Source organism: Amycolatopsis sp. NPDC049868 (assembly GCF_044461365.1).
In the GTDB taxonomy this organism is placed as follows: Bacteria; Actinomycetota; Actinomycetes; order Mycobacteriales; family Pseudonocardiaceae; genus Amycolatopsis.
The window spans coordinates 945,409-967,712 of record NZ_JBITKV010000001.1 but is presented as its reverse complement, the minus strand read 5'-3'; the positions used below and the strand labels follow the sequence as shown (position 1 = coordinate 967,712).

The window sequence follows — 22,304 nt, the reverse complement described above, 5'->3', positions numbered from 1 at the left end:
AAATTCGCAAGGAACGGCCCGTTCATTGCACGCTACTTCCAGTCGACCTGCGTGGACCGGTAGAAGTCGATGCCCTGCTGAACCCACCGCGGGCTCTGCTTCGCCAGCCGGAGCCGATAGGCGTCCCAGGTGCGGGAGTCCTTCGGCGACCACCCGATCTCGGCGTAACCCGGCAGCCTCGGGAACGCCATGAACTCGATGTGCTCACTGGTCACGAGCGTTTCCGACCAGAGCGGCGCCTCGACGCCGATGACGTTCTTCTCCGTCACGCCCTGCAGGTACGTGGCCGGATCCCAGTCGTACCCGGTCTTGACCTCGATCAGGCCTGCCCAGCTCAGCCCGAGCGGCGTCTGCGGGTGGTACTTCATGTCCATGTAGGCCTTGTTAGCGGGCGACATCAGGATCTTGTTGCCCCGGGCCGCGGCCGCGGCGACGTTCGCGTCGGTGCCCGTCGTGCCCCAGAACTGCGGGACGGCCGAAACCGGCGGGTTCGTCTTGGCGATGTCGTGCCAGCCGGTGATCGTCTTGCCGTACTTGGCGACGATCGGCTGCACCTTCGAGGCGAATGTCTGGTAGTCCTCCGGGGTGGTCGCGTGTGCCTCGTCGCCACCGATGTTGACGTACTTCCCCGGGGTGATCGCCGACAGCTCACGGATGACGTCGTCGACGAACTTGTAGGTGATGTCCTTGCCGATGCACAGCGAGCTGTAGCCGACCTCGATATCCGTGCGCGGCGGCACGGCCTTGCCGTCGCAGTTCAGTTCGGCGTAGGAGTGCTGGGCCGCGTTGGTGTGGCCCGGCATGTCGATCTCGGGAACGATCGTGACGTGCCGCGAAGCCGCGTAGCGCACCAGGTCCTTGTACTGCTCCTGCGTGTAGTAGCCGCCGGGACCGCCACCGACGGCCGTCTGGCCGCCCACGGTCGCCAGCTTCGGCCAGCTCTTGATCTCGATCCGCCAGCCCTGGTCGTCGGTCAGGTGGAGGTGGAGGTTGTTGATCTTGTATTGCGCGATCTGGTCGATGTACAGCTTGACCTGCTCCGGCGTGAAGAAATGCCGGGCGACGTCGAGCATCGCGCTGCGGTAGCCGAAGCGCGGGTAGTCGAGCACCGTGCCGCCCGAGACCACCCAGGAACGCTTCTTGACGGTCTTCGACTCGATGTCGGACGGGAGCAGCTGACGCAGCGTCTGCACGCCGAGGAACAGGCCCTCGTCGGTGTTCGCCTTCAAGGTCACGCCGGAGGGCGACACCTTGAGCTGGTAACCCTCGCTGCCGACGCTGCCGCTCGCGTGACCGGTTTCGAGCGAGATGGCCGGACCGCCGCCGCGGTGGCCGCTGACGACGGGCAGCCGGTAGCCGGTGGCCGGCCGGAGCAGGCCCGCCAGGTACTCGGCGACCTGCTTGCCTTCGCGGTCGGTGCGGATGACGGTCGCGGGGCCGAGGCGGAAGTTCGCGCGAGGGTCGGGTTTCGCGTCGACCGGCGCGGGGATGACATCGGTGACGGTCCGTTCGGCCTTCGCGTGCTGTCCCGCGCTCGCCGTGGCGGGCAGTCCGAGCGTCACGAGGCTCAGGACGGCCACGCCGAGCACGGTTCTGGACAGGCGTTTACTCATGGAGCACCTCCGGTCGGATAACTGGAGACTCTCTTCCCCTGAGAAGGTATAGACCAATAGGGCAAAGGCGACAACACCCGATCGGACCAGTACGCCGTACCGATCATCGGTCACTCGCCGCGCAGAACCGCTTTCAGGGCATCGAGAACACTCGCGTCCTCGATCGTCGAGGGCACCTGCTCGTCGCGGCCGTCGGCGATGCCGCGCATGGTCTTGCGCAGGATCTTCCCCGATCGCGTCTTCGGCAACGCGTCCACAATGGACACGTCGCGGAACGCGGCGACCGGGCCGATGTCGCGCCGCACCAGCGCGACCAATTCGGCCTTGAGCGTTTCCGCGTCGATGTCGGCGCCCGACTTCAGCACCACGAACCCGCGCGGAAGCTGCCCCTTGAGCTGATCCCGGACCCCGATCACGGCGCATTCGGCGACGGCGGGGTGCGACGCCAGCACGGCCTCCATGGAACCGGTCGAAAGCCGGTGACCCGCGACGTTGATGACGTCGTCCGTGCGGCCCATGACGAACAGGTAGCCGTCTTCATCGACGTACCCGGAGTCACCCGTCAGGTAGTGGCCTTCATACCGCGAAAGGTACGCCTCGCGATACCGCTCGTCGTCCTGCCACAACGTCGGCAGCGATCCCGGCGGGAGCGGCAGTTTGATGGCGATGGCACCCTCACGCCCGGCGGGCAGCGGGTCGCCCGCCTGGTCCAGGATCCGCACGTCCCAGCCCGGCACCGGTTTCGTCGCGGAACCGGGTTTCACCGGCATCGGCTCCAGTCCGCGCGGGTTCGCCGCGATCGGCCAGCCGGTCTCGGTCTGCCACCAGTGGTCGATCACCGGCACGCCGAGCTTGTCGTGCGCCCAGTGATAGGTCTCCGGATCGAGTCGTTCACCGGCCATGAACAACGTCTTGAATCCGCTGAGCTGGTATTTCCCGATTTCGGTGCCGTCCGGATCGATCTTCTTGATCGCCCGCAGCGCGGTCGGTGCCGTGAACAACGCCTTCACCCCGTGCTCGGAGATGACGCGCCAGAACGCGCCCGCGTCCGGGGTCCCGACCGGTTTGCCCTCGTACATGACCGTCGTAGCCCCGATCAGGAGCGGCGCGTAGACGATGTAGGAATGGCCGACGACCCAGCCGACGTCGGACGCCGTCCACCACACGTCGCCGGGCCGGATGTCGTAGATCGCGCTCATCGACCAGGCCAGCGCGACCGCGTGCCCGCCGGTGTCGCGCACGACGCCCTTCGGCTTCCCCGTGGTGCCGGAGGTGTACAGGATGTACAGCGGGTCGGTGGCCGCGACCGGCACCGGGTCGGCGGGGGAGGCCTTCGCGACCAGTTCGGCCCAGTCGGCGTCGCGCTCACCCAGCTCGGCGCGAGCGCGCTCCCGCTGCAGCACCACGACCTTGTCCGGCTGATGGGCGGTTCCCGCGAGAGCCTCGTCGATGATCGGCTTGTACTCGACGATCCGCGTCGGCTCGATCCCGCACGACGCCGCGACGATGACCTTGGGTTTCGCGTCCTCGATCCGCGCCGCGAGTTCCTTGGGCGCGAAGCCGCCGAAAACGACCGAATGCACCGCGCCGAGCCGGGCGCACGCGAGCATCGCGACCGCGGCCTCGGGGACCATCGGCATGTACACGATGACGCGGTCGCCCTTCCCGACGCCGAGCGAGGCGAGCGCGCCGGCGAAGCGCGCGACGTCGTCCAGAAGTTCCGCGTAGGTGAACCGGCGAACCGAATCGGTGACGGGCGAATCCCAGATCAGCGCGGTCTGCCCGCCGCGGCCGTCCCGCACGTGCCGGTCGAGCGCGTTGAACGCCGTGTTCAGCTCCCCGTCCGGGAACCAGCGGTAGAAGGGCGCTTTCGACGCGTCGAGTGCCTGCGTCGGCGTGCGGGTCCACTCGATCGCCTGCGCGGCTTCGAGCCAGAAGCCCTCCGGGTCTTCGAGGCTCCGCTGGTACGACTCGGCGTGCATCGAATGCTCCTTCACGTTCGGGTACCGGACCATCATGTCCCGGCCGTGACGCGAGCGCCCATCACGCGAAGATCTTGCCGACACTCTCCGAGATCTTGCCGATCAGCTCGGTGAAGTCGCCGGCGCCCGCCAGCAGCCTCTTGACCTTTTCCCAGCGGCTCAACGCGACGGCGGGGTTCGCCTCGGCCGGATTCCGGACGTCCTCCGCCAAGTCGTCGAGGTTGTCCTCGATGATCTCGCGCTTCTCGACACCGGACCTGCCGACCTCAGCCTTCAACCGGGTGAGCAGCCCGACGAGGTCGCCGAGCTGTTCCGGTGTGGCGCCATACTGGATCGTTCCGCCGCTGATCGTGCCGCGGTTCTTGCCGCCGGTGACGATCGGCGCGTTGCTGACGCCGGAGATCTCGATGCGGTTGGTGGGTTCCCTCGTCATTTCTCCTCGTTCCTCGGCTGCTGGACGGTGCCGCCGGAGATCGTTCCCTGGTTCACGCCTCCGGTCACGATGGGCGCGTTGTTGGTGCCGGTGATGGTGATGTCGTTGGTGATCACGGTGGCGACCTGGCGTTCGAACTGGGCGGTGGAATAGCCACAGTCCCGCATCACCTGGCTGATCGCGGGGACGAGCCTGCTTTCGAGGATCTTCTCGTACCGTTCGACGTCGACGAGCTGGAAGTAGTCGCGCACCTCATCCGCCGCGGCCAGTTCCCGCAGCGTTTCCGCCGAGCCGTACCGCTCGGGGTTCGGGGTGTCGAGGTCGTACGGCAGAGCCCGGATCGTCCGTATCGCGTGCCAGACCCGGCCAGGCGTGGTGACCGGCAGCTTGAGCCAACGCAGGATGCCCTGCCCGATCGCGGCCGGGTAGCTCATCGTCATTCGGTCGACCACGCGGTACTCGTCGCGGATCGGGGGAAGTACGTACGGCGTCCACTCCAGGTAGAGCGTGCTGCTGTCGACCGCGGCGTGCAGGAACGCCGACATCATCAGGTCCCTGTCCCAGGTCTCGACCTGGAAGGTGAGGTAGTGCCTCGCCCATTCCCTCGGCTGGCGGCGCACTTGCTCGGCTTCGGCGGCGGGAAGCAGGTACGACGGCGGTCCGTCGTGGCGGGGCAGGTACGGGAGGGAGACGGGTTCGTGGGCGTGGTCCACGAGTTCGTCGGCTGAGGCGTAGACGACGTCCTGGATCCGCAGCTCGCGCAGCCGCCTGTCCGGCGTCAGCGCGTCGCTTCGCTGCAAGACCTGCATCGCGGCACGGATCCGCTGGTAGAAGGCCACCGTGGTGAGTTCGTCGAAGGGAGCGCCATCGGGTTTGGCCGTCTCGTCGAGCTTCTCGAGCGGGAGCACCATCGACCAGGGCTGCCGGGCGATGCCGGCGCCGACGAACGGGTTGTAGCCGCGATAGACGACCAAGGGCACCACGCCGTCGCCGCTGTGGACCTGCCGATCGTGGCGATGGCGTTGCAGTTCCGTACGGAATCGTGGTGGCGCGGCCGCGATGGACGGGCGTTCGTCGAGGGACTTGCCGTCGAACGGGCGGGTTCTCGCCCGGCGGCCGTACCGGACGGTCAACAGCCGCCACACGGTGACCCGGTCGGCGACCACGATCAGCAGCATCACCGCGGCGACGATCGCGCCGATGTAGGCCAGCGACGGATCCGAAACCGGCGCTCCGTCACCGTAATAATCACTGCTGTAGCGGCCGTAGGAGGACGAAGACGACTTGCCGAGACCCAGGTCTTCGAAAACCAGCTCGCCGAGAGAGATCGTCGTGGCGAAGACGAGCAACACGGCCAGCGCGAACAGCCTGCCGAATCCGCGGAGCGCCGCGCCTGGCCTGCCCGTTCGCATTTTCCTCCAGATCGGCCTGATGGACAGCAGTGCCGCGAGGGAAACCCAACTGACGAGGAGAACCGATCCGATCGAGAAATACAGGAACGGCAAGGTGAGCACACCGAGGAGGGCGTCCCGGTATTTACGCCGCGAGCGAGCCGAGATCGCCTCGGCGAGTACCGTCGGCGCGTGAAAACCCGGTGACGGCGGTACCGGCCTCGTCGGTTCCACTAAATATTCGCGGATGGCGTCATCCGCGTAGGACGAATCGAGATGGGGTGCGGCGGCGAGATATCTGGTGCTGTCATCGGGGGGAACGTGGTGCGAAGCCGCCAAAGCGGCCCAGTTCGTCATCGGGTCTCCGTTTGTGCGTTCAAGGTGTGGAGTTGTCGAGCATCACGGCGACGAACGGTTCCCAGGCCGTCCAGTCGGAAGCGGGCACCGAGACGTAGACGAAATTCTCGATTCCGCCGGCACGCCAGTAGACCGCCCGCACTCGCCGCTGTTGTCCGTCCCTGCCGTCCCAGGTGAATTCCCAGTCCACTCCTTCGAAGTTCCGGACGGTGCGCGGCTCCATCCGGAGCCTGCTGAGGCCGGGGAGCCGGGTTTTCGCTTCTTGTTCCGCGGCGGCACGGAACTGCCCGATCTCGCCCGTGGCGGTGTAGCTTCCGAATCGGACATAGTGGCTCGATCGGGTGGGATCGGTGGCCTGGAAGGAACCGGGCTGGGTTTTGATCGGTTCGGGTTTCCAGCCCGGCGGGACTACGGTCCGGAAATCGCCGACGCCGCTCGCATGATCGAAATCGGGCGGCGGTGTCGTGCTTGTCGCCACCGTTGATCTTGCGGAGGAGGACTGCGAAATCGATGCGGGGACCGGCGACGAGATCGCCGATTCCGCGACTCGCTCCATTGCCGGCGGTTCATTCGCCGTGGTGATCAGTAAAGTGGCGCCGACGAGCGCGCACAAGGTCAAATTCGCGGCGGCCGCGACCAGCGCGAACCGCGCGTTGCTCGCCGACATTCGTGGCCCTCCCCAGGCACGGTGCGAACAATGAGCAGGTATTCAAACGGGCACAGAGCGTAGCATGATTCGCGGACTCGATGACCGGGTTTTGAGGGGGCGAAGATGGACAGGACGCCTGGAGACAGGCTGGCGGAGGTTTCCCGCCTTGAGGCGGAGCTCGCGACCAGGCCGGACGACATCGAAGTGAAAGACAGGCTCGCTGGCGAACTCGTCGCGCTGACCGTCGACGTTCGCAGTCTCACCAGGGATCGGACCCCGGTCTTCACTTCCACCCGGCAGCGCGAGTTCTGCATGTATGCGGCGGGAAGACTGATCGAGCTGGGCGTGGGCGGTGAAGCCGTCCAGACATCGGCGAGGACGCTGCAGGCGGAGCTCAGAGCGGGAGAGGAGTGGATGTGGCGGAATCGTCACCTCTCCCTGGCGTTGATGGTCGTCATCGTGGTCGCCGGGCTGGCGATCGTCGTGATGGGCGCCCTGTCAGGAAGCCTTTCGGTGGTCGTGGTGGCCGGGGTGCTCGGAAGCGTCGGCTTGGCGGCTGTCGTCTTCGCTCGCCGCAAGCAGCGCTGGCAGATCGATGCCGAACGTGTCACACCGGTCATTTGGAGACACGGCATATAACCCGGCAACCCCTCCGCCCTGTCGAGCGTCCTAAGCTGGACTAGGGGGAAAACCGCCGGAAACGGCCTCGACGAGCGAGGGGAGCAGGGTCCATGGGACTAGCGAGCGCGCTGCTTTCGTTCGCGCACAGCCTGTTCGGGCCAGGGATCTGGCCTGGGGACTGGGTGTGGGCGACGAGCACCGCGGGAGCGCTGGTCGCGCTGCTGCCCGCACTGGGAGCGATGATCGTCGCGATCATCCGCAAAGGCACCGGCAACCGCTACGACGTGGTGACCCTGTCCGTCTTCGGCGGGATCGGCGTCGTCGCCGTCTTCCTGCTGCCGTGGCTGCTGGCCACCGGCGTTTCGCAGGTGTACCAGGAGGCCGCCTCCAAGTCGGGCGGCCAATCCGGCTTCTCCAGCAGCGATCTGGCGACCTTCAACACAGAGTACAACCCGCTGATCGGCGCGCAGAGCGCGTACCTCGGCCGCGGCCAGAACGTGTACGAGGTCCTGTTCTACCCGAACGGGATGCAGCTGGGTTACGTCTTCTACCTGATCCTGCTGGTCGGGCTGCCGGCGCTGTCGTTGCTGTTCGTGATGCTGCAGGCACGCACCGCGTTCCGCCGGGGACCGAAGTGGCCTTCGCGGTTCTTCTGGATCCCGTTCGTGCTGATGGTGCTGGCGAGTGTTGGCATGGGCGCGAACACCGCCGTGCACTTCTGGCTCGGGTTCCTGCCGTTCAGCGTGCTGGGACTGATCCCGGTCGCGCTGGTCGGCCCGCCGCCGTGGTCGGTGATCAACCGTCCGGACCCGCAGCCCCGGCAGAAGGTCGAGCCGTACCGCCCGGAGCCGCCCGCCCCGAAGCCGCAGCAGCAGCTGCCGCCCCCGCCCGCCAAGCAGTACCCGGCGACCGCGCTGGCACAGGCGCCCGAACCTCCCGCGCTGGCCGCGGCCCCTGGCCCGATCCCACCTCCGCCGGGTTCCCGCAACTCCGGCGGCAGCCGCTACAAGCGCGTCCGGCGGCTCGGCCACGGTGGCTTCGGCACCGTCTGGGAAGCGGTCGACACGCAGCTCAACCGCACGGTCGCGCTGAAGATCGCGCACGCGCCGGACCGGGACACCGAGGAACGGATGCAGCGCGAGGCCCGTGCGCTGGCCGTGGTGAACCACCCCAACTGCGTCAAGGTGTACGACCTCGTCGAGGAACCCGACGGGCTCGCACTGGTGATGGAGTACCTCGAAGGTCGCTCGCTGGCCGAGATCGTCGACTCGCAGGGCCCGCTCGACGACATCGCCGCCGGACGGCTCTGGTCGACCATGGCGGGCGCGCTCGCGGCGGCGCACGAGAAGGGTGTGCTGCACCGGGACCTGAAGCCGTCGAACATCATCCTCGACCGCAACGGGCTCGCCCACCTGATCGACTTCGGCATCGCCCGCAGCCAGGGCGACTCGAAGATGACCGCGACCGGGATGATGATCGGCACGCCGGACTTCGTCGCCCCCGAGCAGGCGATGGGCTCGGCGGCCAGCCCGGCGTCGGACGCCTGGCAGCTCGCTGCGACGGTCAGCTACGCGCTGTCGGGTCAACCGCCGCGCGGCACCCGGGAGACCCCGATGGCCGCGCTGATGGCCGCCGCCCGCGCCGAACCGGTGTCGAAGCTGCCGAACCGCAGCGCTCACGCCCGGATCCTCATCGCGTCGCTCGACCAGGAGCCCCGCCGCCGCCCGACGCTGACCGCCGTGCGGCGCGACGTCGAAGGCTGGCTCGCCCGCGCCGGCAAGTCGCCGGACGGCCCGGTGACGCAGATCGTGACGCGCCGCCCTCCGCAGCAGCAACCGCAGCCCCATCAGCAGCCGCAGCCGCAACGCCACCCGCGCTGACCTGCGAAAAGGGAGCAAGGGACCTTTGCTACCACTTACCTCGACGTTGAGATAAGTGGTAGCAAAGGTCCCTTGCTCTCCCTCAGTCGACGACGACCCAGGTCCCGCCCTGCCAGGCCATGGTGAACGTCTTGGGCTGAGCCGCCATCATCGCGATCTGCGGCGCGATCGCGCCCGGCGGGACGACGACCTTGTCCGGCCCCTTGCTCTGCAGCTTCGCCCGGTCCACGCGCGTGGCCTTCAGCTTCTTCACGTCGTCTGCCGAGAGCATCCCGAACTGCATCGGGGTGAGCTGACGGCATTCCTTCATCCCGCCGTCGAACGCAGGTCCGGTGATCCGGCATACGGTTTCGAGGTCCTTCTCGCCCAGCGCGTGGTGGTACTCCTCCATCACGCTCGCGGCCCCGTCCGGGGTATGCGCCACGGCGCCGCCGGTGGCGGGCTTGCTGGCTTCGGAGACGGTCGTCGAAGGCTGCGAAGCACTGGTTTGTGTCGTGCTGGTGGCCGGCGCTGCGGAGGTGCTCGGAACGGCCGAGGACTGCGGCGACGCGGTCCCCGGCGTCTGCTCTTCGCACCCCGCGATCAAGAACAACGCCGCGGCCGCGCAGGCCGCTCCGAGCGGTCGGATCGTCATGATGCCCCCTGTAGAGCTGCTGTTGACCAGGGAAGAGTAACAACTAGGGGGCAAGTGTCACACTTGAATCGGGAAAATCACGAGTCTCCGGTGATCAGGCCCAGCATCGACACCGACAAGATGAGCCGAGCCGAGACGCAGGTCCGCGGCATCGCTTCCTTCTTCTTGCCGACGAAGTCGACCTGAACGACCTGACCGTTGCTCAGCTGGACGCTCAAGGCGCAGGCATCCGCGGTCTGCTCGAACCTGGCCTTCAGCGTGCCGAACCGTCCGTTTCGCACATCCGCTCCCGGCTTCGGCGGCACGGCTTCGAGACCGCCCGTGCCGTTCGTATACATCCCGACGGCCTTCGCGTACGGCACCTCGTGGGTACAGGTCGGCCCGAGCGGCCCCTCGCCCTTCTGCGCGCCTTCGCGGCCCGCGTTCACCCCGGCGTAGTTCGTGTGGGTGAACTTGACGACTTCGCAGATGTCCGCGTTCTTCAGTACGTCGGCCGTCGGCTCCTGGACGGTGCTCGGCGCCGGTTTGCCACCGGCGAGCGGAACGAATTTCTTCAGCACCACTTCGGCGACCTTCTTCGCCAGCTCGCAGTGCTCGGCGCGAGTGCCGGCTTCGTCGCTGTCGACGTCATAGGCGTCGACAGCGATCGAGGCGTAGGCGCGGACGTCCATGTTGACCGAGCAGAACGTCACCGGCTCCGGATCGAAGGCGTAGGTCCGGCCTTTGATCCCGGCGATCTCCACCGGCTCCATCACCGCCGAATCCTGCGTGATCCAGCCGTACGGATTATAGGCGTGCACCTGCGCGCCCTTGTTGTTCGGAAATTCGAACTGGCAGCCGCTCAGCACGCCCTTGGCGCTCGTGAGGCCGAGCGGCTGCAGGTCCGGTTTGATCGACTCGAGCCAGTCGCAGCCCTCTTCGCCTCGCTTCGCGGGCAGGGCCAACGGCTGGTCGAGCACCTGATCACTGAAACCCGACCCGTCGGCGGGCGGTTCGTATCGCGGATACTTCGCCTCGCTCGCACCCGGTGCCGAGCCCTCGCGGAAAGCCTTCCCGTCGATGGCGCTGGAACATCCGGTGAGCAGCAGGGCAACGGCCAGGAGAAACGGCCAGCGAGACATGACGACCCCCAGTAGTCCTCAATTCGGACGGGAGTCTAAGCCGCTTCCGGGCACCTCGCCGGGTCTTGGTTCAACCGATCGTGGTCACTTCCAGGACGGAAGCCACAACTCGGCGTTCCAGTGCTCGTTCGTGATCGCGTTGCCGTTCAGGATCGGCCACAACCAGGCGAAGTTGGCCACGACGAGCCCCACGTAGAGGGCGACGACGAGCAGTCCGGTACCCCGCCGTTCGAATCCGCGTTTCGCGCTCCCGAGGATCTGCCCGAGGACCAGTGTCAGCCCGAGAACCAGGAACGGCGCCAGCGGCGTCGCGTAGAAGTAGTACATCTGGCGGTCGAGGTTGGTGAACCACGGCAGGAACCCGGCGAGGTAGCCGACGAGCACGGCGGCGTAGCGCCAGTCCGCGCGGAAGACCGATCGCCACACGCTCCAGCCGAGCATCGGCAGCGCCAGCCACCACATCGCCGGCGTCCCGATCAGCATCGTCGCCCGCACACAGGTCGACTCGCCACAGCCGGTCGCGTCGGTGCCGCCCGCGTACGCGTAGAGCATCGGCCGTAGCCCCATCGGCCAGGTCCACGGCTTCGACTCCCATGGATGCGGTTTGTCCTTGGGCGTCACCAGGTTCGCGTGGAAGTCGAGCACGTTCATCGAATAGTCGCCGAGCGACCGCAACGCGGGCGGCATCCAGGCCCAGAAACCGGGATCGATGTTCTTGATCGCCACGTAGTTGCGGTCGGTCGCGGTCTCGCTCGCGAACCAGGCCCAGTAGCAGGCGAGGTACACCAGGATCGGGATGACGACGATCGCCCACAGCGCGGGCAGCACGTCGCGGCGCAACGTGCCGACCCAAGGCCGCCGCACCCCGGCGGCCCGGCGTGCGGCCACGTCGAAGAAGACGGTGAGCAGACCGAACGCGGCGATGTAGTAGAGCGCCGACCATTTGACGCCGAAGGTCAGCCCGATCATCAGGCCGCCGGCGAACCTCCACCACCGGAAACCCAGCTTCGGGCCGAACCGGGATTCGTCGATCCAGCCTTCGCGGACGGCCACGGCGAGCCGTCGCCGCACCTGGTCGCGGTCGCACAGCAGACAGGCGAACGCGGCGAGGACGAACAACGCGATGAAGATGTCGAGCATGCCCATGCGTGACTGCAGGTGCAGGACGCCGTCGCTGATCACCAGGATCCCGGCGACCGCGCCGAGCAGCGTCGACCGCGTGAGCCGCCGGGCGATCCGGATGGTGAGGAACACGATCAGCGTGCCCGCCAGCGCCGGCATGATCCGCCAGCCCCAGGCGTTGTAGCCGAACAGCCATTCGCCGATCGCGATGAGATGCTTCGCCAACGGCGGGTGGACGATCAGCTCGTAACCGTAGTTGTCCTCGTAACCGCCGTTGCGCAGCATCTGCCACGCCTGCGGGACGTAGTGCTTCTCGTCGAAGACCGGGGTGCCCTTGTCCGTGGGCGTTCCCAGGTTCTGGATCCGGACGATGCCGCCGACGAGCGTCAGCACCAGCGTGACGATCCAGCCGCGCAGGCGGTCCGTCGGCATGCCGCGACCGAGGAGGGTGGCCTCCCGGTCGTTCGGTGGCCTGAGCGCGTCGACCGGATCCGGCCGCACGCTCTCGTTGTCACGGGTCAGCAGCGCGGTCACGGGGCATGATCCTACGGGCGGAAGAGTGAACTCGGTGTCCGGATCTGCGAACCGGTTAACCTTCGGGAATGACCGAAGGACGCCTCGTGCTGGCAGCCACCCCGCTCGGAGACGTCCGTGACGCTTCGCCGCGCCTGTCCGAAGCCCTCGCGACGGCCGACGTGATCGCCGCCGAAGACACCCGGCGCCTGCGCTCCCTCACCTCGGCTCTCGATGTCTCGCCGGTCGGACGCGTCGTCAGCTTCTACGAGGATGTCGAGACCGCCCGACTGCCGAAACTGCTCGAATCGCTTCAAGCCGGTGAGACGGTGCTCCTGGTGACCGACGCGGGGATGCCGAGCGTCTCGGATCCCGGGTTCCGCCTGGTGGCGGCCTGCGTTGAGGCGGAGGTGCCGGTGACCTGCCTGCCCGGCCCGTCCGCGGTGACCACGGCCCTCGCGTTGTCCGGCCTGCCCTGCGACCGTTTCTGTTTCGAAGGTTTCGCTCCGCGCAAGCCCGGTGAACGGGCGAAATGGCTCGGTTCGTTGAAGGACGAGCCCCGCACAGCCGTGTTCTTCGAGTCTCCGCATCGCCTCGCGAGCACGCTCGCCGACGCCGCCGACGTCCTGGGCCCCGAGCGTCGTGCCGCCGTCTGCCGCGAACTGACCAAAACCTACGAAGAGGTCAAACGCGGCAATCTGCCGGATTTGGCCGCTTGGGCCGCCGAGGGGGTCAAGGGCGAGATCACCGTCGTTCTGGCGGGTGCGCCGCCGCGCTCGGTGAGCGTCGAGGACCTGGTCTCGGAGGTCTCTTCGCGGGTCTCGGCGGGTGAACGCCTCAAGTCCGCCGCCGCCGAGGTGGCCGAGGCGGCAGGGGTGTCGAAGAAGGAGCTCTACGACGCTGTTCTCGCTTCCCGCAAGCGCTAGGACAGCAAGGCGGTCACGGCCGCGTGCGCCTTCCCGGCGTCGGGTTCGTCGCCGGTGATGACATCGGTGTAGATGAAGGACTCGCCGATCCGCACCAGCAGATAAGCCAGGTCTTCGACCGGCAGTGGTGGAGTGAGCCGCCCGGCCTCGACCTCTTCGTCCAGGAACTCGCGCATCTTCGCGATCGCGCGGCTCTGCACCACGCTGGCCTTCGTCGTCAGGATCCGCAACGCCCGCTCGGGCTCGTTGCGCAGGAACTCCCGGAACGGTTTCGAGCCGTTCACGGTCCGGACGAACGTGCCGACGAGTTCCGCGATCCCTTCCGCGCCGCGTCCGAGCTTGCCGGAAGACCGCGCTTCGAAGACCTCGACGGTCATCGACCACAGGATCTCGCCGAGTAGCTGATCCCGGCCGCCGACCCAGCGGTGCAGGGTCGCCCGGCTGATCCCCAGCTCGTTCGCCAGTTCGCCCATGTCCACCCGGCGCCCTTCCAAAAAGCGGGCGCGCGCGATCGTGAACGCGCGCAGGGCGTCCGGGCGCGGCGAAGTCAACTGGCGTTCGAGTGCGGTTTCGATGCGTGAAACATATCAGGCGATGTCTCATGCATGAGACATATGCAAGAATGTCTCATCCCGACGAGGAGGATGCGGATGCGCGCAGTACAGGTGACCGAGTTCGGCGGACCCGAGGTGCTCAACCTCGTCGACCTTCCCGAACCCGTCCCCGGCCCAGGTCAGCGGCTGGTCGAGGTCGACCGGATCGGCATCAACTACGCCGACACGCATCAGGCCGAAAACTCGTACCTCGCGCCGAGCAAGCTCCCGCTCGTCCCGGGTGGAGAGGTCGTCGGCCGCACCGCCGACGGCAAGCGGGTGGTCGCGCTGCTCAACGGCGGTGGCGGCTATGCCGAGCGTGCGGTGGCAGACGACGTCACCAGCTTCGACGTTCCCGACGGCGTCGACGACCTGACCGCGCTTTCCTTCATCGTCCAGGGCACCACCGCCTCGCTCCTGCTGCGCAAGAACGCGCATCTCGAACCCGGCGAATCCGTCGTCGTGCACGCGGCCGCGGGCGGGGTCGGTTCCATCGCCGTCCAGCTCGCGAAAGCCTGGGGAGCGGGCCGGGTCATCGCGACCGCCAGCAGCGACGAAAAGCGCGCCCTCGCCCTCGAACTGGGCGCCGACGTCGCCATCGATTCCCGAGCCGAGAACATGACCGACGCCCTCCGCGAGGCGAACGGCGGCAAACGCGTCGACATCGTGCTCGACATGACCGGCGGCACGGTCACGGACCAGAGCATCGCGGCCCTCGCGCCGTTCGGCCGTCTCGCGTTCTACGGCATGGCCAGCCGCAAGAGCCCGAAGCCGATCGAAGCCCGCAACCTCCTCGGGCACAGCACCGCCGTGGTCGGGATGTGGTTGCCGCACGCGTTCAAACTTCCCGGCAACGTCTTCGGCCGCGCACTCGACGAGCTTTTCGAGCTGGCCCTCGCCGGCCGGATCCGCGCTGTCGCCGGGGGCGAGTACGCGCTGTCCGACGCGCGCGTCGCCCACGAGGCCCTGCGCTCGCGCGGCACGATGGGCAAACTCCTGCTGGACCCCGCCAAGTAGCTAGCCGAGCAGGCGCTCCAGCGGAGCGGACTTGTGCAGGCATTCCTGCCATTCCGCGTCGCTGTCGGAGTCGGCGGTGATCCCGCCGCCGACTCCGAGCTCGATCGTGCCTTCGTGGATCTCGAAGGTTCTGATCGCGACGTTCAGTTCCAGGCCGGCGATCGGCGAAGCGAGCCCGATCGCGCCGGTGTAGACGCCGCGCGCGGTGGGCTCCAGCTCGGCGATCAGGTCCAGCGCCCGGATCTTCGGCGCGCCTGTCACCGAACCTGGCGGGAACGTGGCCGAGAGCAGTGCCGCGTCGTCGATCCCGTCGGCGAGCGATCCCTCCACAGTGGACTCCAGATGCCAGACCCCCGGCGCGGGCCGGACCGCGAGCAGTTCGGGGACACGCACACTGCCGGTGGCGCACACCCGGCCTAGATCGTTGCGGACGAGATCGGTGATCATCACGTTCTCGGCGACGTCCTTGGTGGATTCCCGAAGCCGTCGCGCGAGGTGTTCGTCAGCGGCGTTCCGCCGCGGCAGGGTGCCCTTGATCGGCGTCGACCGGACGCGTCGCCCTTGCCTGGCAAGGAAAAGCTCAGGGGAGAACGAGACGACCGAGCCCCAGTCTCCGGCGAGGAACGCCGCTCGGCGGGCTCCCAGGCGACGCACGCCTTCGGCGAACAACGCGATCGGATCGCCCGTGAACCTGCCGCCGAAGCGGGCGCAGATGTTCGCCTGGAAAAGCTCACCGGCTTCGATCGCGTGCACACACGCCTTGACGGCGTCGTAGTGCTCCGAAGGCAGCGGCCGTGACAACGGACCGGAACTCCAGGTCGTCGCCTCGGGAAGTTCGGCGAGCGCGGCTTCCACCGCGGACATCTCATCGACCGGATCCGGACCGCCGTCGGGAACCAGGGCTTCGAACCACCACGACCCGTCCGCGTCCAGCCGGAGAACCCGGTCGACCCAGCCCCACGCGGCGGGCGGAAGCGCTCCGGAACGGCCCGAGGGATCGGTCAGGTCGTAACCCAGGTAACCGAACCAGCCGCCGCCGACCGCACCGGGCACCGCGTCACGAACGGCAGGCATCCGGGTGGGGATCGAGAACGCTTCTGTCACCTCACGGACCGGGGTCAGGGAAGCGCTCAGCGCGATGACGGCGCGCGACGAGAACCACTCTCCGCAAAGCGCGGCGGGCGGTGCGAGCCCGAGCTTCTCAGCGCGTGCACCGAGGACCGCCAGCGCCCCTTCGGGCCCGGCGTCGGTCCGCAGCTTCCGGCACATCAACCGCACGCGACATTGTCGCCGTTCGAGTGGCCGGAAACGCAACCCGCGCCCGCCGGAAAGTGAGATCCGCGACCACCTGGTCACGTCGTGCACATCCCTCGTCACGCAGCGAAAACTACAAAAGCACGTCGGTCAGTTTGAAGGGATAGACCACCGCGTCCTGCGCGATCGGCCCGTCCACACCGGGCAGCCCGGCGCCGAAACCGTGCTGATGCAATCCCAGCCGCGAGTGGAACCATCCCGGTCTTCCTGGGATTTCGTTGTGCCTGACCAGCCACAGCACCACTTCGCTGTCCGCCCACTTGTCCGGCCTCAACCGGTTCGTCCAGCAGTCGAGCCCCGCGTACACCAGGACGCGTTCGACGCGCGCCGCGTTCCTGACGTGTTTGATCCAAGCCTTGATGAACCGGTCGTCGACGCTGGGTGCCTCCACTTCGAGCGCGGGCGCGAGAGAGCCGGGTGCGAAGGCACCGAGCGCGCTCGCCGTCCGCACGAAATGGTCGGCTTGGTCATGGACGGCGCCAGGGCGTGCGTAGTGCCGCGCGCCGGTGTGGATACCGGCGTGCTGCGCGCCGGTCAGATTGCGTTCCGCCGCGGCGTCCCGCCAGTTGGTGTTTTCGGTGATGGTGACCGACGCGAACCGGATGTCGGCGCCGCGCACCGCCGCCCAGTCCGTCACCGTCTCACGGTGGGACAGGGTGACGCCGTGCTCGCCTTCCGGATCTATCGAACCCACCTGCCTCGAATTTCGCCCCAGTACGACCGAAAGGTCACCATACGTCCGCGGAGCGGCCGCAAGGTGACCTTTCGGTACAGCGTGTCTCAGGCGTTTTCGCGTTGGAAGGTCCGCGAGCCCCACCAGATGGCCAGAACGGCCATGACCAGCACCACGACGCTCCCCGTGAACAGCGCGTCCATCGAGAAGTCTCCGCGGAAACTGTTCCGCTCGACATCCACCACATGCCGGAACGGATTGATGCGGGAAATCGTGTACAGCCAATCCGGCGCCGAGCCCGCGGTGATCGGGATCAGGATTCCGGAAAGCAGCAGCAGCGGCATGAGAACCGCGTTGAGCAAAGCCGGGAAGGCGTCTTCGCTCTTGAGGGTCAGCGCCAGCGCGTACGAGCACGACGCCAACGTGACCGACAGAAGGAAGACGATCACCAGGCTGAGCACGACACCGCTGAACGGCGCGTTCAGGTCGAAGACCAGATACGCCAGCGCGATGATGAGCAAGGCCTGGACGACGGTCTGCAGCGCGTTGGCGAGCACCTTGCCCAGCAACAACGCCACCCGGCTCACTGGGGTGACCCGCAGGCGTTCGACCACGCCCGAGCGGAACTCCGCGAGGAGTCCGAACCCGACGAACGAGCTGCCGAACAAGGCGAGTTGCGCGATGATCGCCGGGGTGAAGATCATCCATCCGTCCACATCGGACAAGCCTTGCGCGTTGAGCGCCTTCACCAGAAGCGGCCCGAAGAAGAACAAATAGAGGAGCGGCTGCATGATGCCGATGGCGAGCCACGTCGGGTTGCGCAACGCCGCGAGCATGTCACGGCGGAAGATCAACCAGGTGTCATGCAACATGGGTGGCCTCCTTCTCCGCCGCGGCGTCGGTCGGCGCGCCCTCTTCGGCGTCGCGGAGGCTCCGGCCCGTCAGGGTCAGGAACACGTCGTCGAGCGTCGGCCGGTGCACCTGCATGGACGTCATCGCGATGCCACGCGCGTCGAGCGCCCGCAGCAATTCGGGCATCGCGGTGTCCCCGCGCGGCACCCGGAAACGCACGGTCCCGTCGGCGACGGTCATTTCGTGTGCGCCTTCGAGACGGCCTGCGATCTCCGCGGTCTCGGCCGCCGACTCCGGTGAGACGCCGATGACGACACCGTCGCCGGAAACCCTCGCTTTCAACGAGTCCGGTGTGCCCTCGGCGACGATCTTCCCGTCATCGATGACGATCAGCCGGTCGGAGAGCGCGTCTGCCTCGTCGAGGTAGTGGGTGGTCAGGAAGACCGTGACCCCCTGCTCGTCGCGCAGCCTGCGGATGTGGTCCCACAGGTTCGCCCGGCTCTGCGGGTCGAGCCCTGTCGAGGGTTCGTCGAGGAAGACGAGCCCGGGCGAGTGGATCAGCCCGAGCGCGATGTCGAGCCGGCGGCGTTGCCCGCCCGACAGCGTCGCGGTCGTCCGCTGGTCGAGCCCGGCCAGATCCAGTTGCTCGGCGAGGACGGCTCCGCGGGCGAGCGCGTCCTCCTTGCTCATCCGGTACAACCTGCCCTGGAACTCGATCTCCTCGACGACCTTGCTCGCCGGCGCGGTACCGCCGCCCTGGGCGACGTAGCCGATTCGCCGGCGCACCCCCAGTGGGTCGGTGAGCAGGTCGCAGCCGCCGACCGTCGCCTCACCGGCGGTGGGCTTGAGCAGTGTGGTCAGCATGCGCAGGGTCGTGGTCTTCCCCGCGCCGTTCGGTCCGAGGAAGCCGACCAGTTCCCCGGCCGACACATCGAGATCGACGCCCTTGACGGCGTGGACCTCGCCCCCATTGCGGCCCTTGCGGCGGAACCGCCGCTCAAGGCCGCGTGCCTTGATCATGTCTACTCCTTTCGGTGCCCAGCTAGTCAAGTTTGACTAGTGGCTGGACGCACTGTGCCCTAGGAGTCGTTCCGTAGTCAAATTTGATTACTTGGGTGGCGCGCCGAACACGGCTTCGTCGTCCGCGCCTTCGCCCGCCATCACGTACTCGCCGGCTTCAAGACGGCCGATCAGATCCCGCATCCAGGTCACGTTCGCTTCCGCGTGCGCGCTCCAGAGGCGGTACAGCTCGCTCACGTGGGGAGGTTTCCCCAGATCGACGGCGTGTTCGCGGGCGTAATGGGTCGATTGGGCGTGCGCTTCCATGTTCGCCAGCTGCTGTTTCAGCAAAGCCAGCACCTGCGCGCGGGGCAGCGTCGGCATGAAAATGACGGCCGCGGACAGGGAGTACCCCGTGGCGTCGTCGCTCGACAGCGCCCTGCCGAGTTGCACGAGGAACTCGGTCTCTCCGTCTTCGGTCAGCCTGTACGCGATCCTGTCCGGCCCGCCACCCGCTTCGACGTCCTCGACCTGTTCCAGAAGGCCTTCGGTGGTCATCTTTCTCAGCGCGTGATAAATCGAACCCGGCTGGACATTGCCCCACTTGTCGGCCGCCCACGAGAGAAGTTCGCGCCGGACCTGGTAGCCGTGTGCCTTGCCGTACATGCGCACGACACCCAGCACCAGCAGACGCGTGGCGGACACCGAGGCCTCCGATCCTCTCCCGGACAACAATGCCTTAGACGACGTCCGTAGGCTAAACAAGCATGAGCACCCCAGTGTTGACTGCGGTGGCCTGGCCCTACGCCAACGGCCCCCGCCACATCGGCCACGTGTCCGGATTCGGCGTCCCGTCCGACGTCTTCTCCCGCTACCAGCGAATGGCCGGCAACCGGGTGCTCATGGTGTCCGGTACCGACGAACACGGCACCCCGATCACCGTCCAGGCCGACAAAGAAGGCATGACCTCGCAGCAGACGGCGGACAAGTACACCCGTCAGATCGGCCAGGACCTGCAAGGGCTCGGTCTCACCTACGACCTGTTCACCCGCACCACGACGGGTAACCACGCCGAGGTCACGCAGCAGATCTTCCTCGCGCTGCACCGCAACGGCTACGTCGTCCCCAAGACGACCCGGGGAGCGATCAGCCCCTCGACCGGCCGCACCCTGCCCGACCGCTACATCGAGGGCACCTGCCCGATCTGCGGTTACGACGGCGCGCGCGGTGACCAGTGCGACAACTGCGGCAATCAGCTCGACGCGGCCGAGCTGATCAACCCGAAGTCCCGGATCAACGGTGAAACCCCGAAGTTCGTCGAGACCGAGCACTACTTCCTCGACCTGACCGCGTTCGTCGACACCCTGGGCAAGTGGCTGTCCAGCAAGACCGACTGGCGCCCGAACGTCCTCAACTTCACGAAGAACCTGATCGACGACATGCGGCCGCGGCCGATCACCCGCGATCTCGACTGGGGCGTGAAGATCCCGCTGGACGGCTGGCGCGACCAGCCGCTCAAGCGCTTCTACGTCTGGTTCGACGCGGTCATCGGCTACTTCTCGGCGAGCGTCGAGTGGGCGCGCCGAACCGGCAACCCGGACGCCTGGCAGGAGTGGTGGAGCAACCCGGACGCCCGCTCCTACTACTTCATGGGCAAGGACAACATCACCTTCCACGCCCAGATCTGGCCCGCTCTGCTCTTCGGCCACAACGGTGAGGGCGACCGAGGCGGCGTGCCCGGCAAGTACGGCAAGCTGCACCTGCCCGACGAGATCGTTTCCAGCGAGTTCCTCACGATGAGCGGCTCGAAGTTCTCCACCTCGCGCGGCACGGTCATCTACGTCCACGATTTCCTGCGCGACTTCGGTCCGGACACGCTGCGGTACTTCATCTCCGTCGCGGGTCCCGAGACCCAGGACACCGACTTCACCTGGGACGAGTTCGTCCGCCGGACCAACTTCGAGCTGGCCAACGAGTGGGGCAACCTCGTCAACCGGTCCATCTCGATGGCGCACAAGAACGTCGGAGCCATCCCGCGTCCCGACGCCCCTACGGCCGCCGACGAGGAGCTCAAGGAGCTTTCCCGCAAGGCGTTCGACACCGCCGGTGCCCACCTGCAGCGGTCTCGGTTCAAGGCGGCGGCGAGCGAGGCCATGCGCGTCGTCACCGCCGCCAACCGGTACCTCTCGGACCAGGAGCCGTGGAAGCTCAAGGACGACCCGGCGCGGCGCGACAGCGTTCTCCACACCGCCTTGCAGGTCGTCTCCGACGCCAACACGCTGCTGACCCCCTTCCTGCCCCACTCGGCGCAGAAGGTGCACGAGGCCCTCGGCGGCACCGGCGTCTGGGCGGCTCAGCCCGAGCTTCAGGAAGTCGAGGACCTCGACATCCCCGGCCGGATCAACCCCATCATCACCGGGGATTACAAGGCCGAGCAGGCGCGATGGAAGTCCGTGCCGATCGAGGTCGGCAAGCCGCTGGAGAAGCCGACTCCGCTGTTCGCCAAGCTCGACCCGGAGCTCGGCGAGACCGGTCCCGAATGGGCGCCGATCTCGAAATGAGCAGCTGATGGGTGCGGAGAAGAAGGAGCCGCCGCCGATCCCGGACAGGTTGCCGGTTTCGGTGGTGGACGCGCATACCCACCTCGACGCGTGCGGCGCGGTCACCGCGGCTGATGTGACAGCCATGGTCGACCGCGCCGAACGCGCGGGCGTGTCGCGGGTGATCACCGTCGCGGACGATCTCGCGGCCGCTCGCTGGGCCGCGCAAGCGTCCACTTGGGACCCTCGGGTATGGGCCGCCGTCGCGATCCATCCCACGCGCACCAAGGAGTTCGGCGAAGCCGAGAAATCCGAAGTGGAGAGTCTCGCGAAAGAGTCCAGAGTGGTCGCGGTCGGCGAAACCGGCCTCGACTACTACTGGGACTATTCGCCCCACGACGCCCAGCAGGATGCCTTCCGGTGGCACATCGATCTCGCCAAACGCATCGGCAAGCCGCTGATGATCCATGATCGAGACGCCCACGACGACGTCCTCCGGATCCTCGCGGAAGAGGGAGCGCCCGAGCAGGTCGTCTTCCACTGTTTCTCAGGGGACGAGCAGGTCGCTCGCCGCTGCGTCGACGCGGGATACGTGCTGTCCTTCGCCGGGACGGTCAGCTTCCGCAACGCCCGGGGGCTCCACGAGGCGGCGCGGATCGTTCCGGCGGACCAGTACCTCGTCGAAACGGACGCTCCGTTCCTGACCCCGCATCCGTTCCGTGGACGGCCGAACGAGCCCTACTGCGCCGCCTACACGGTTCGGCACCTCGCCTCCCTCAGGGGCGAGGCGGTGCACGAGGTGGCCGAATCGGTGCGAAAGACCGCTGAGCGGGTCTTCCGTTTGCCTACAGTCACCGCCGGATGAACGGATTGCGACATTAGTGATCAGCAATGGTCCACTCTGATGAGTGACCAACGTCACGACACTCCGGGCGGTGTTTGCGCAACCCGGCGAGGTTCGTTACTGTCCCGTGATCGTGCCGGTCGGTACCCGCTCATGCGGTTTCCGGCTGTTACGCCCACAGTCACGTCAGTGCACGTCGGGGAAGCGGAACCAGGAGCGGTACGGCCTGG

Annotated in this window: 21 protein-coding genes; 7 read left to right on the top strand and 14 right to left on the bottom strand. The window is 67.3% G+C overall.

What is annotated here, in order from left to right:
* Positions 1–32 precede the first annotated feature (32 nt).
* The 5 genes from ACIBTM_RS04765 to ACIBTM_RS04745 all read right to left on the bottom strand — a co-directional run bounded on the left by ACIBTM_RS04765 (position 33) and on the right by ACIBTM_RS04745 (position 6,254).
* Positions 33–1,613 carry a beta-N-acetylhexosaminidase gene (locus ACIBTM_RS04765; RefSeq protein WP_395875194.1) on the bottom strand — a complete coding sequence of 527 codons (1,581 nt, stop codon included), beginning with the start codon at positions 1,611–1,613 and terminating at the stop codon, positions 33–35.
* A gap of 110 nt (positions 1,614–1,723) precedes the next feature.
* On the bottom strand, positions 1,724–3,631 hold the full coding sequence (locus tag ACIBTM_RS04760; RefSeq protein ID WP_395875193.1) for a propionyl-CoA synthetase: 1,908 nt from the start codon (positions 3,629–3,631) through the stop codon (positions 1,724–1,726).
* Positions 3,632–3,656: 25 nt separating this feature from the next.
* The gene (locus ACIBTM_RS04755; protein WP_395875192.1) at positions 3,657–4,028 is read right to left on the bottom strand and encodes a hypothetical protein; all 372 of its coding nucleotides are present in this window, start codon (positions 4,026–4,028) and stop codon (positions 3,657–3,659) included.
* On the bottom strand, positions 4,025–5,776 hold the full coding sequence (locus tag ACIBTM_RS04750) for a hypothetical protein (RefSeq protein WP_395875191.1): 1,752 nt from the start codon (positions 5,774–5,776) through the stop codon (positions 4,025–4,027). Before ACIBTM_RS04750 ends, ACIBTM_RS04755 begins: the two co-directional genes overlap by 4 nt.
* Positions 5,777–5,795: 19 nt before the next feature.
* Positions 5,796–6,254, bottom strand: a complete 459-nt coding sequence (locus tag ACIBTM_RS04745; protein ID WP_395875190.1) for a hypothetical protein — start codon at positions 6,252–6,254, stop codon at positions 5,796–5,798.
* Here ACIBTM_RS04745 and ACIBTM_RS04740 point away from each other — a divergent pair.
* The 3 genes from ACIBTM_RS04740 (at position 6,241) to ACIBTM_RS04730 (ending at position 8,926) form a co-directional block, all read left to right on the top strand.
* On the top strand, positions 6,241–6,477 hold the full coding sequence (locus ACIBTM_RS04740) for a hypothetical protein (RefSeq protein ID WP_395875189.1): 237 nt from the start codon (positions 6,241–6,243) through the stop codon (positions 6,475–6,477). The genes ACIBTM_RS04745 and ACIBTM_RS04740 overlap by 14 nt on opposite strands.
* 71 nt (positions 6,478–6,548) lie before the next feature.
* Positions 6,549–7,064, top strand: coding sequence for a hypothetical protein (locus ACIBTM_RS04735; RefSeq protein ID WP_395875188.1), 516 nt, complete (start codon positions 6,549–6,551; stop codon positions 7,062–7,064).
* Positions 7,065–7,156: 92 nt separating this feature from the next.
* Positions 7,157–8,926 carry a serine/threonine-protein kinase gene (locus tag ACIBTM_RS04730; protein ID WP_395875187.1) on the top strand — a complete coding sequence of 590 codons (1,770 nt, stop codon included), beginning with the start codon at positions 7,157–7,159 and terminating at the stop codon, positions 8,924–8,926.
* Positions 8,927–9,008: 82 nt separating this feature from the next.
* On the opposite strand, the gene ACIBTM_RS04725 is transcribed toward ACIBTM_RS04730, so the two are convergent.
* From ACIBTM_RS04725 to ACIBTM_RS04715, 3 genes are all read right to left on the bottom strand, one after another.
* Entirely contained in the window at positions 9,009–9,560 is a 552-nt protein-coding gene (locus ACIBTM_RS04725) for a hypothetical protein (RefSeq protein ID WP_395875186.1), read from the bottom strand.
* A 77-nt stretch (positions 9,561–9,637) separates the two neighbouring features.
* Positions 9,638–10,681 carry a hypothetical protein gene (locus tag ACIBTM_RS04720; RefSeq protein ID WP_395875185.1) on the bottom strand — a complete coding sequence of 348 codons (1,044 nt, stop codon included), beginning with the start codon at positions 10,679–10,681 and terminating at the stop codon, positions 9,638–9,640.
* A gap of 84 nt (positions 10,682–10,765) precedes the next feature.
* The gene (locus ACIBTM_RS04715) at positions 10,766–12,337 is read right to left on the bottom strand and encodes a dolichyl-phosphate-mannose--protein mannosyltransferase (protein ID WP_395875184.1); all 1,572 of its coding nucleotides are present in this window, start codon (positions 12,335–12,337) and stop codon (positions 10,766–10,768) included.
* 68 nt (positions 12,338–12,405) lie between these two features.
* Here ACIBTM_RS04715 and rsmI point away from each other — a divergent pair, with 68 nt between their 5' ends.
* A complete protein-coding gene (rsmI, locus tag ACIBTM_RS04710) occupies positions 12,406–13,242 on the top strand; it encodes a 16S rRNA (cytidine(1402)-2'-O)-methyltransferase (RefSeq protein ID WP_395875183.1) in 837 nt (278 codons plus the stop codon).
* Here the strand turns inward: rsmI and ACIBTM_RS04705 are convergent.
* A complete protein-coding gene (locus ACIBTM_RS04705) occupies positions 13,239–13,793 on the bottom strand; it encodes a QsdR family transcriptional regulator (RefSeq protein ID WP_043848396.1) in 555 nt (184 codons plus the stop codon). The two genes, rsmI and ACIBTM_RS04705, sit on opposite strands and share 4 nt — an antisense overlap.
* Positions 13,794–13,892: 99 nt before the next feature.
* Between ACIBTM_RS04705 and ACIBTM_RS04700 the strand changes: the two genes are divergently transcribed.
* Positions 13,893–14,852 carry a zinc-binding alcohol dehydrogenase family protein gene (locus ACIBTM_RS04700; RefSeq protein WP_395875182.1) on the top strand — a complete coding sequence of 320 codons (960 nt, stop codon included), beginning with the start codon at positions 13,893–13,895 and terminating at the stop codon, positions 14,850–14,852.
* On the opposite strand, the gene ACIBTM_RS04695 is transcribed toward ACIBTM_RS04700, so the two are convergent.
* The 5 genes from ACIBTM_RS04695 to ACIBTM_RS04675 form a co-directional block, all read right to left on the bottom strand.
* Positions 14,853–16,130: an aminodeoxychorismate synthase component I gene (locus ACIBTM_RS04695; RefSeq protein ID WP_395875793.1), complete on the bottom strand. Its 1,278-nt coding sequence runs from the start codon at positions 16,128–16,130 to the stop codon at positions 14,853–14,855.
* Positions 16,131–16,239: 109 nt separating this feature from the next.
* Positions 16,240–16,860 carry a glycoside hydrolase family 25 protein gene (locus ACIBTM_RS04690; RefSeq protein ID WP_395875181.1) on the bottom strand — a complete coding sequence of 207 codons (621 nt, stop codon included), beginning with the start codon at positions 16,858–16,860 and terminating at the stop codon, positions 16,240–16,242.
* 86 nt (positions 16,861–16,946) lie between these two features.
* Positions 16,947–17,711 carry an ABC transporter permease gene (locus tag ACIBTM_RS04685; RefSeq protein WP_395875180.1) on the bottom strand — a complete coding sequence of 255 codons (765 nt, stop codon included), beginning with the start codon at positions 17,709–17,711 and terminating at the stop codon, positions 16,947–16,949.
* Entirely contained in the window at positions 17,701–18,711 is a 1,011-nt protein-coding gene (locus ACIBTM_RS04680) for an ATP-binding cassette domain-containing protein (protein ID WP_395875179.1), read from the bottom strand. The genes ACIBTM_RS04685 and ACIBTM_RS04680 overlap by 11 nt, the downstream gene beginning before the upstream one ends.
* 87 nt (positions 18,712–18,798) lie before the next feature.
* A complete protein-coding gene (locus ACIBTM_RS04675; protein WP_395875178.1) occupies positions 18,799–19,395 on the bottom strand; it encodes a PadR family transcriptional regulator in 597 nt (198 codons plus the stop codon).
* Between the two features lie 62 nt (positions 19,396–19,457).
* On the opposite strand from ACIBTM_RS04675, the gene metG reads away from it, so the two are divergent.
* Together metG and ACIBTM_RS04665 are read left to right on the top strand one after the other, a co-directional pair.
* On the top strand, positions 19,458–21,251 hold the full coding sequence (gene metG / locus ACIBTM_RS04670; RefSeq protein ID WP_395875177.1) for a methionine--tRNA ligase: 1,794 nt from the start codon (positions 19,458–19,460) through the stop codon (positions 21,249–21,251).
* A gap of 7 nt (positions 21,252–21,258) precedes the next feature.
* Positions 21,259–22,095 (top strand): TatD family hydrolase, encoded by an 837-nt coding sequence (locus ACIBTM_RS04665; protein ID WP_395875175.1) that lies wholly within the window; start codon positions 21,259–21,261, stop codon positions 22,093–22,095.
* Positions 22,096–22,304 lie beyond the last annotated feature (209 nt).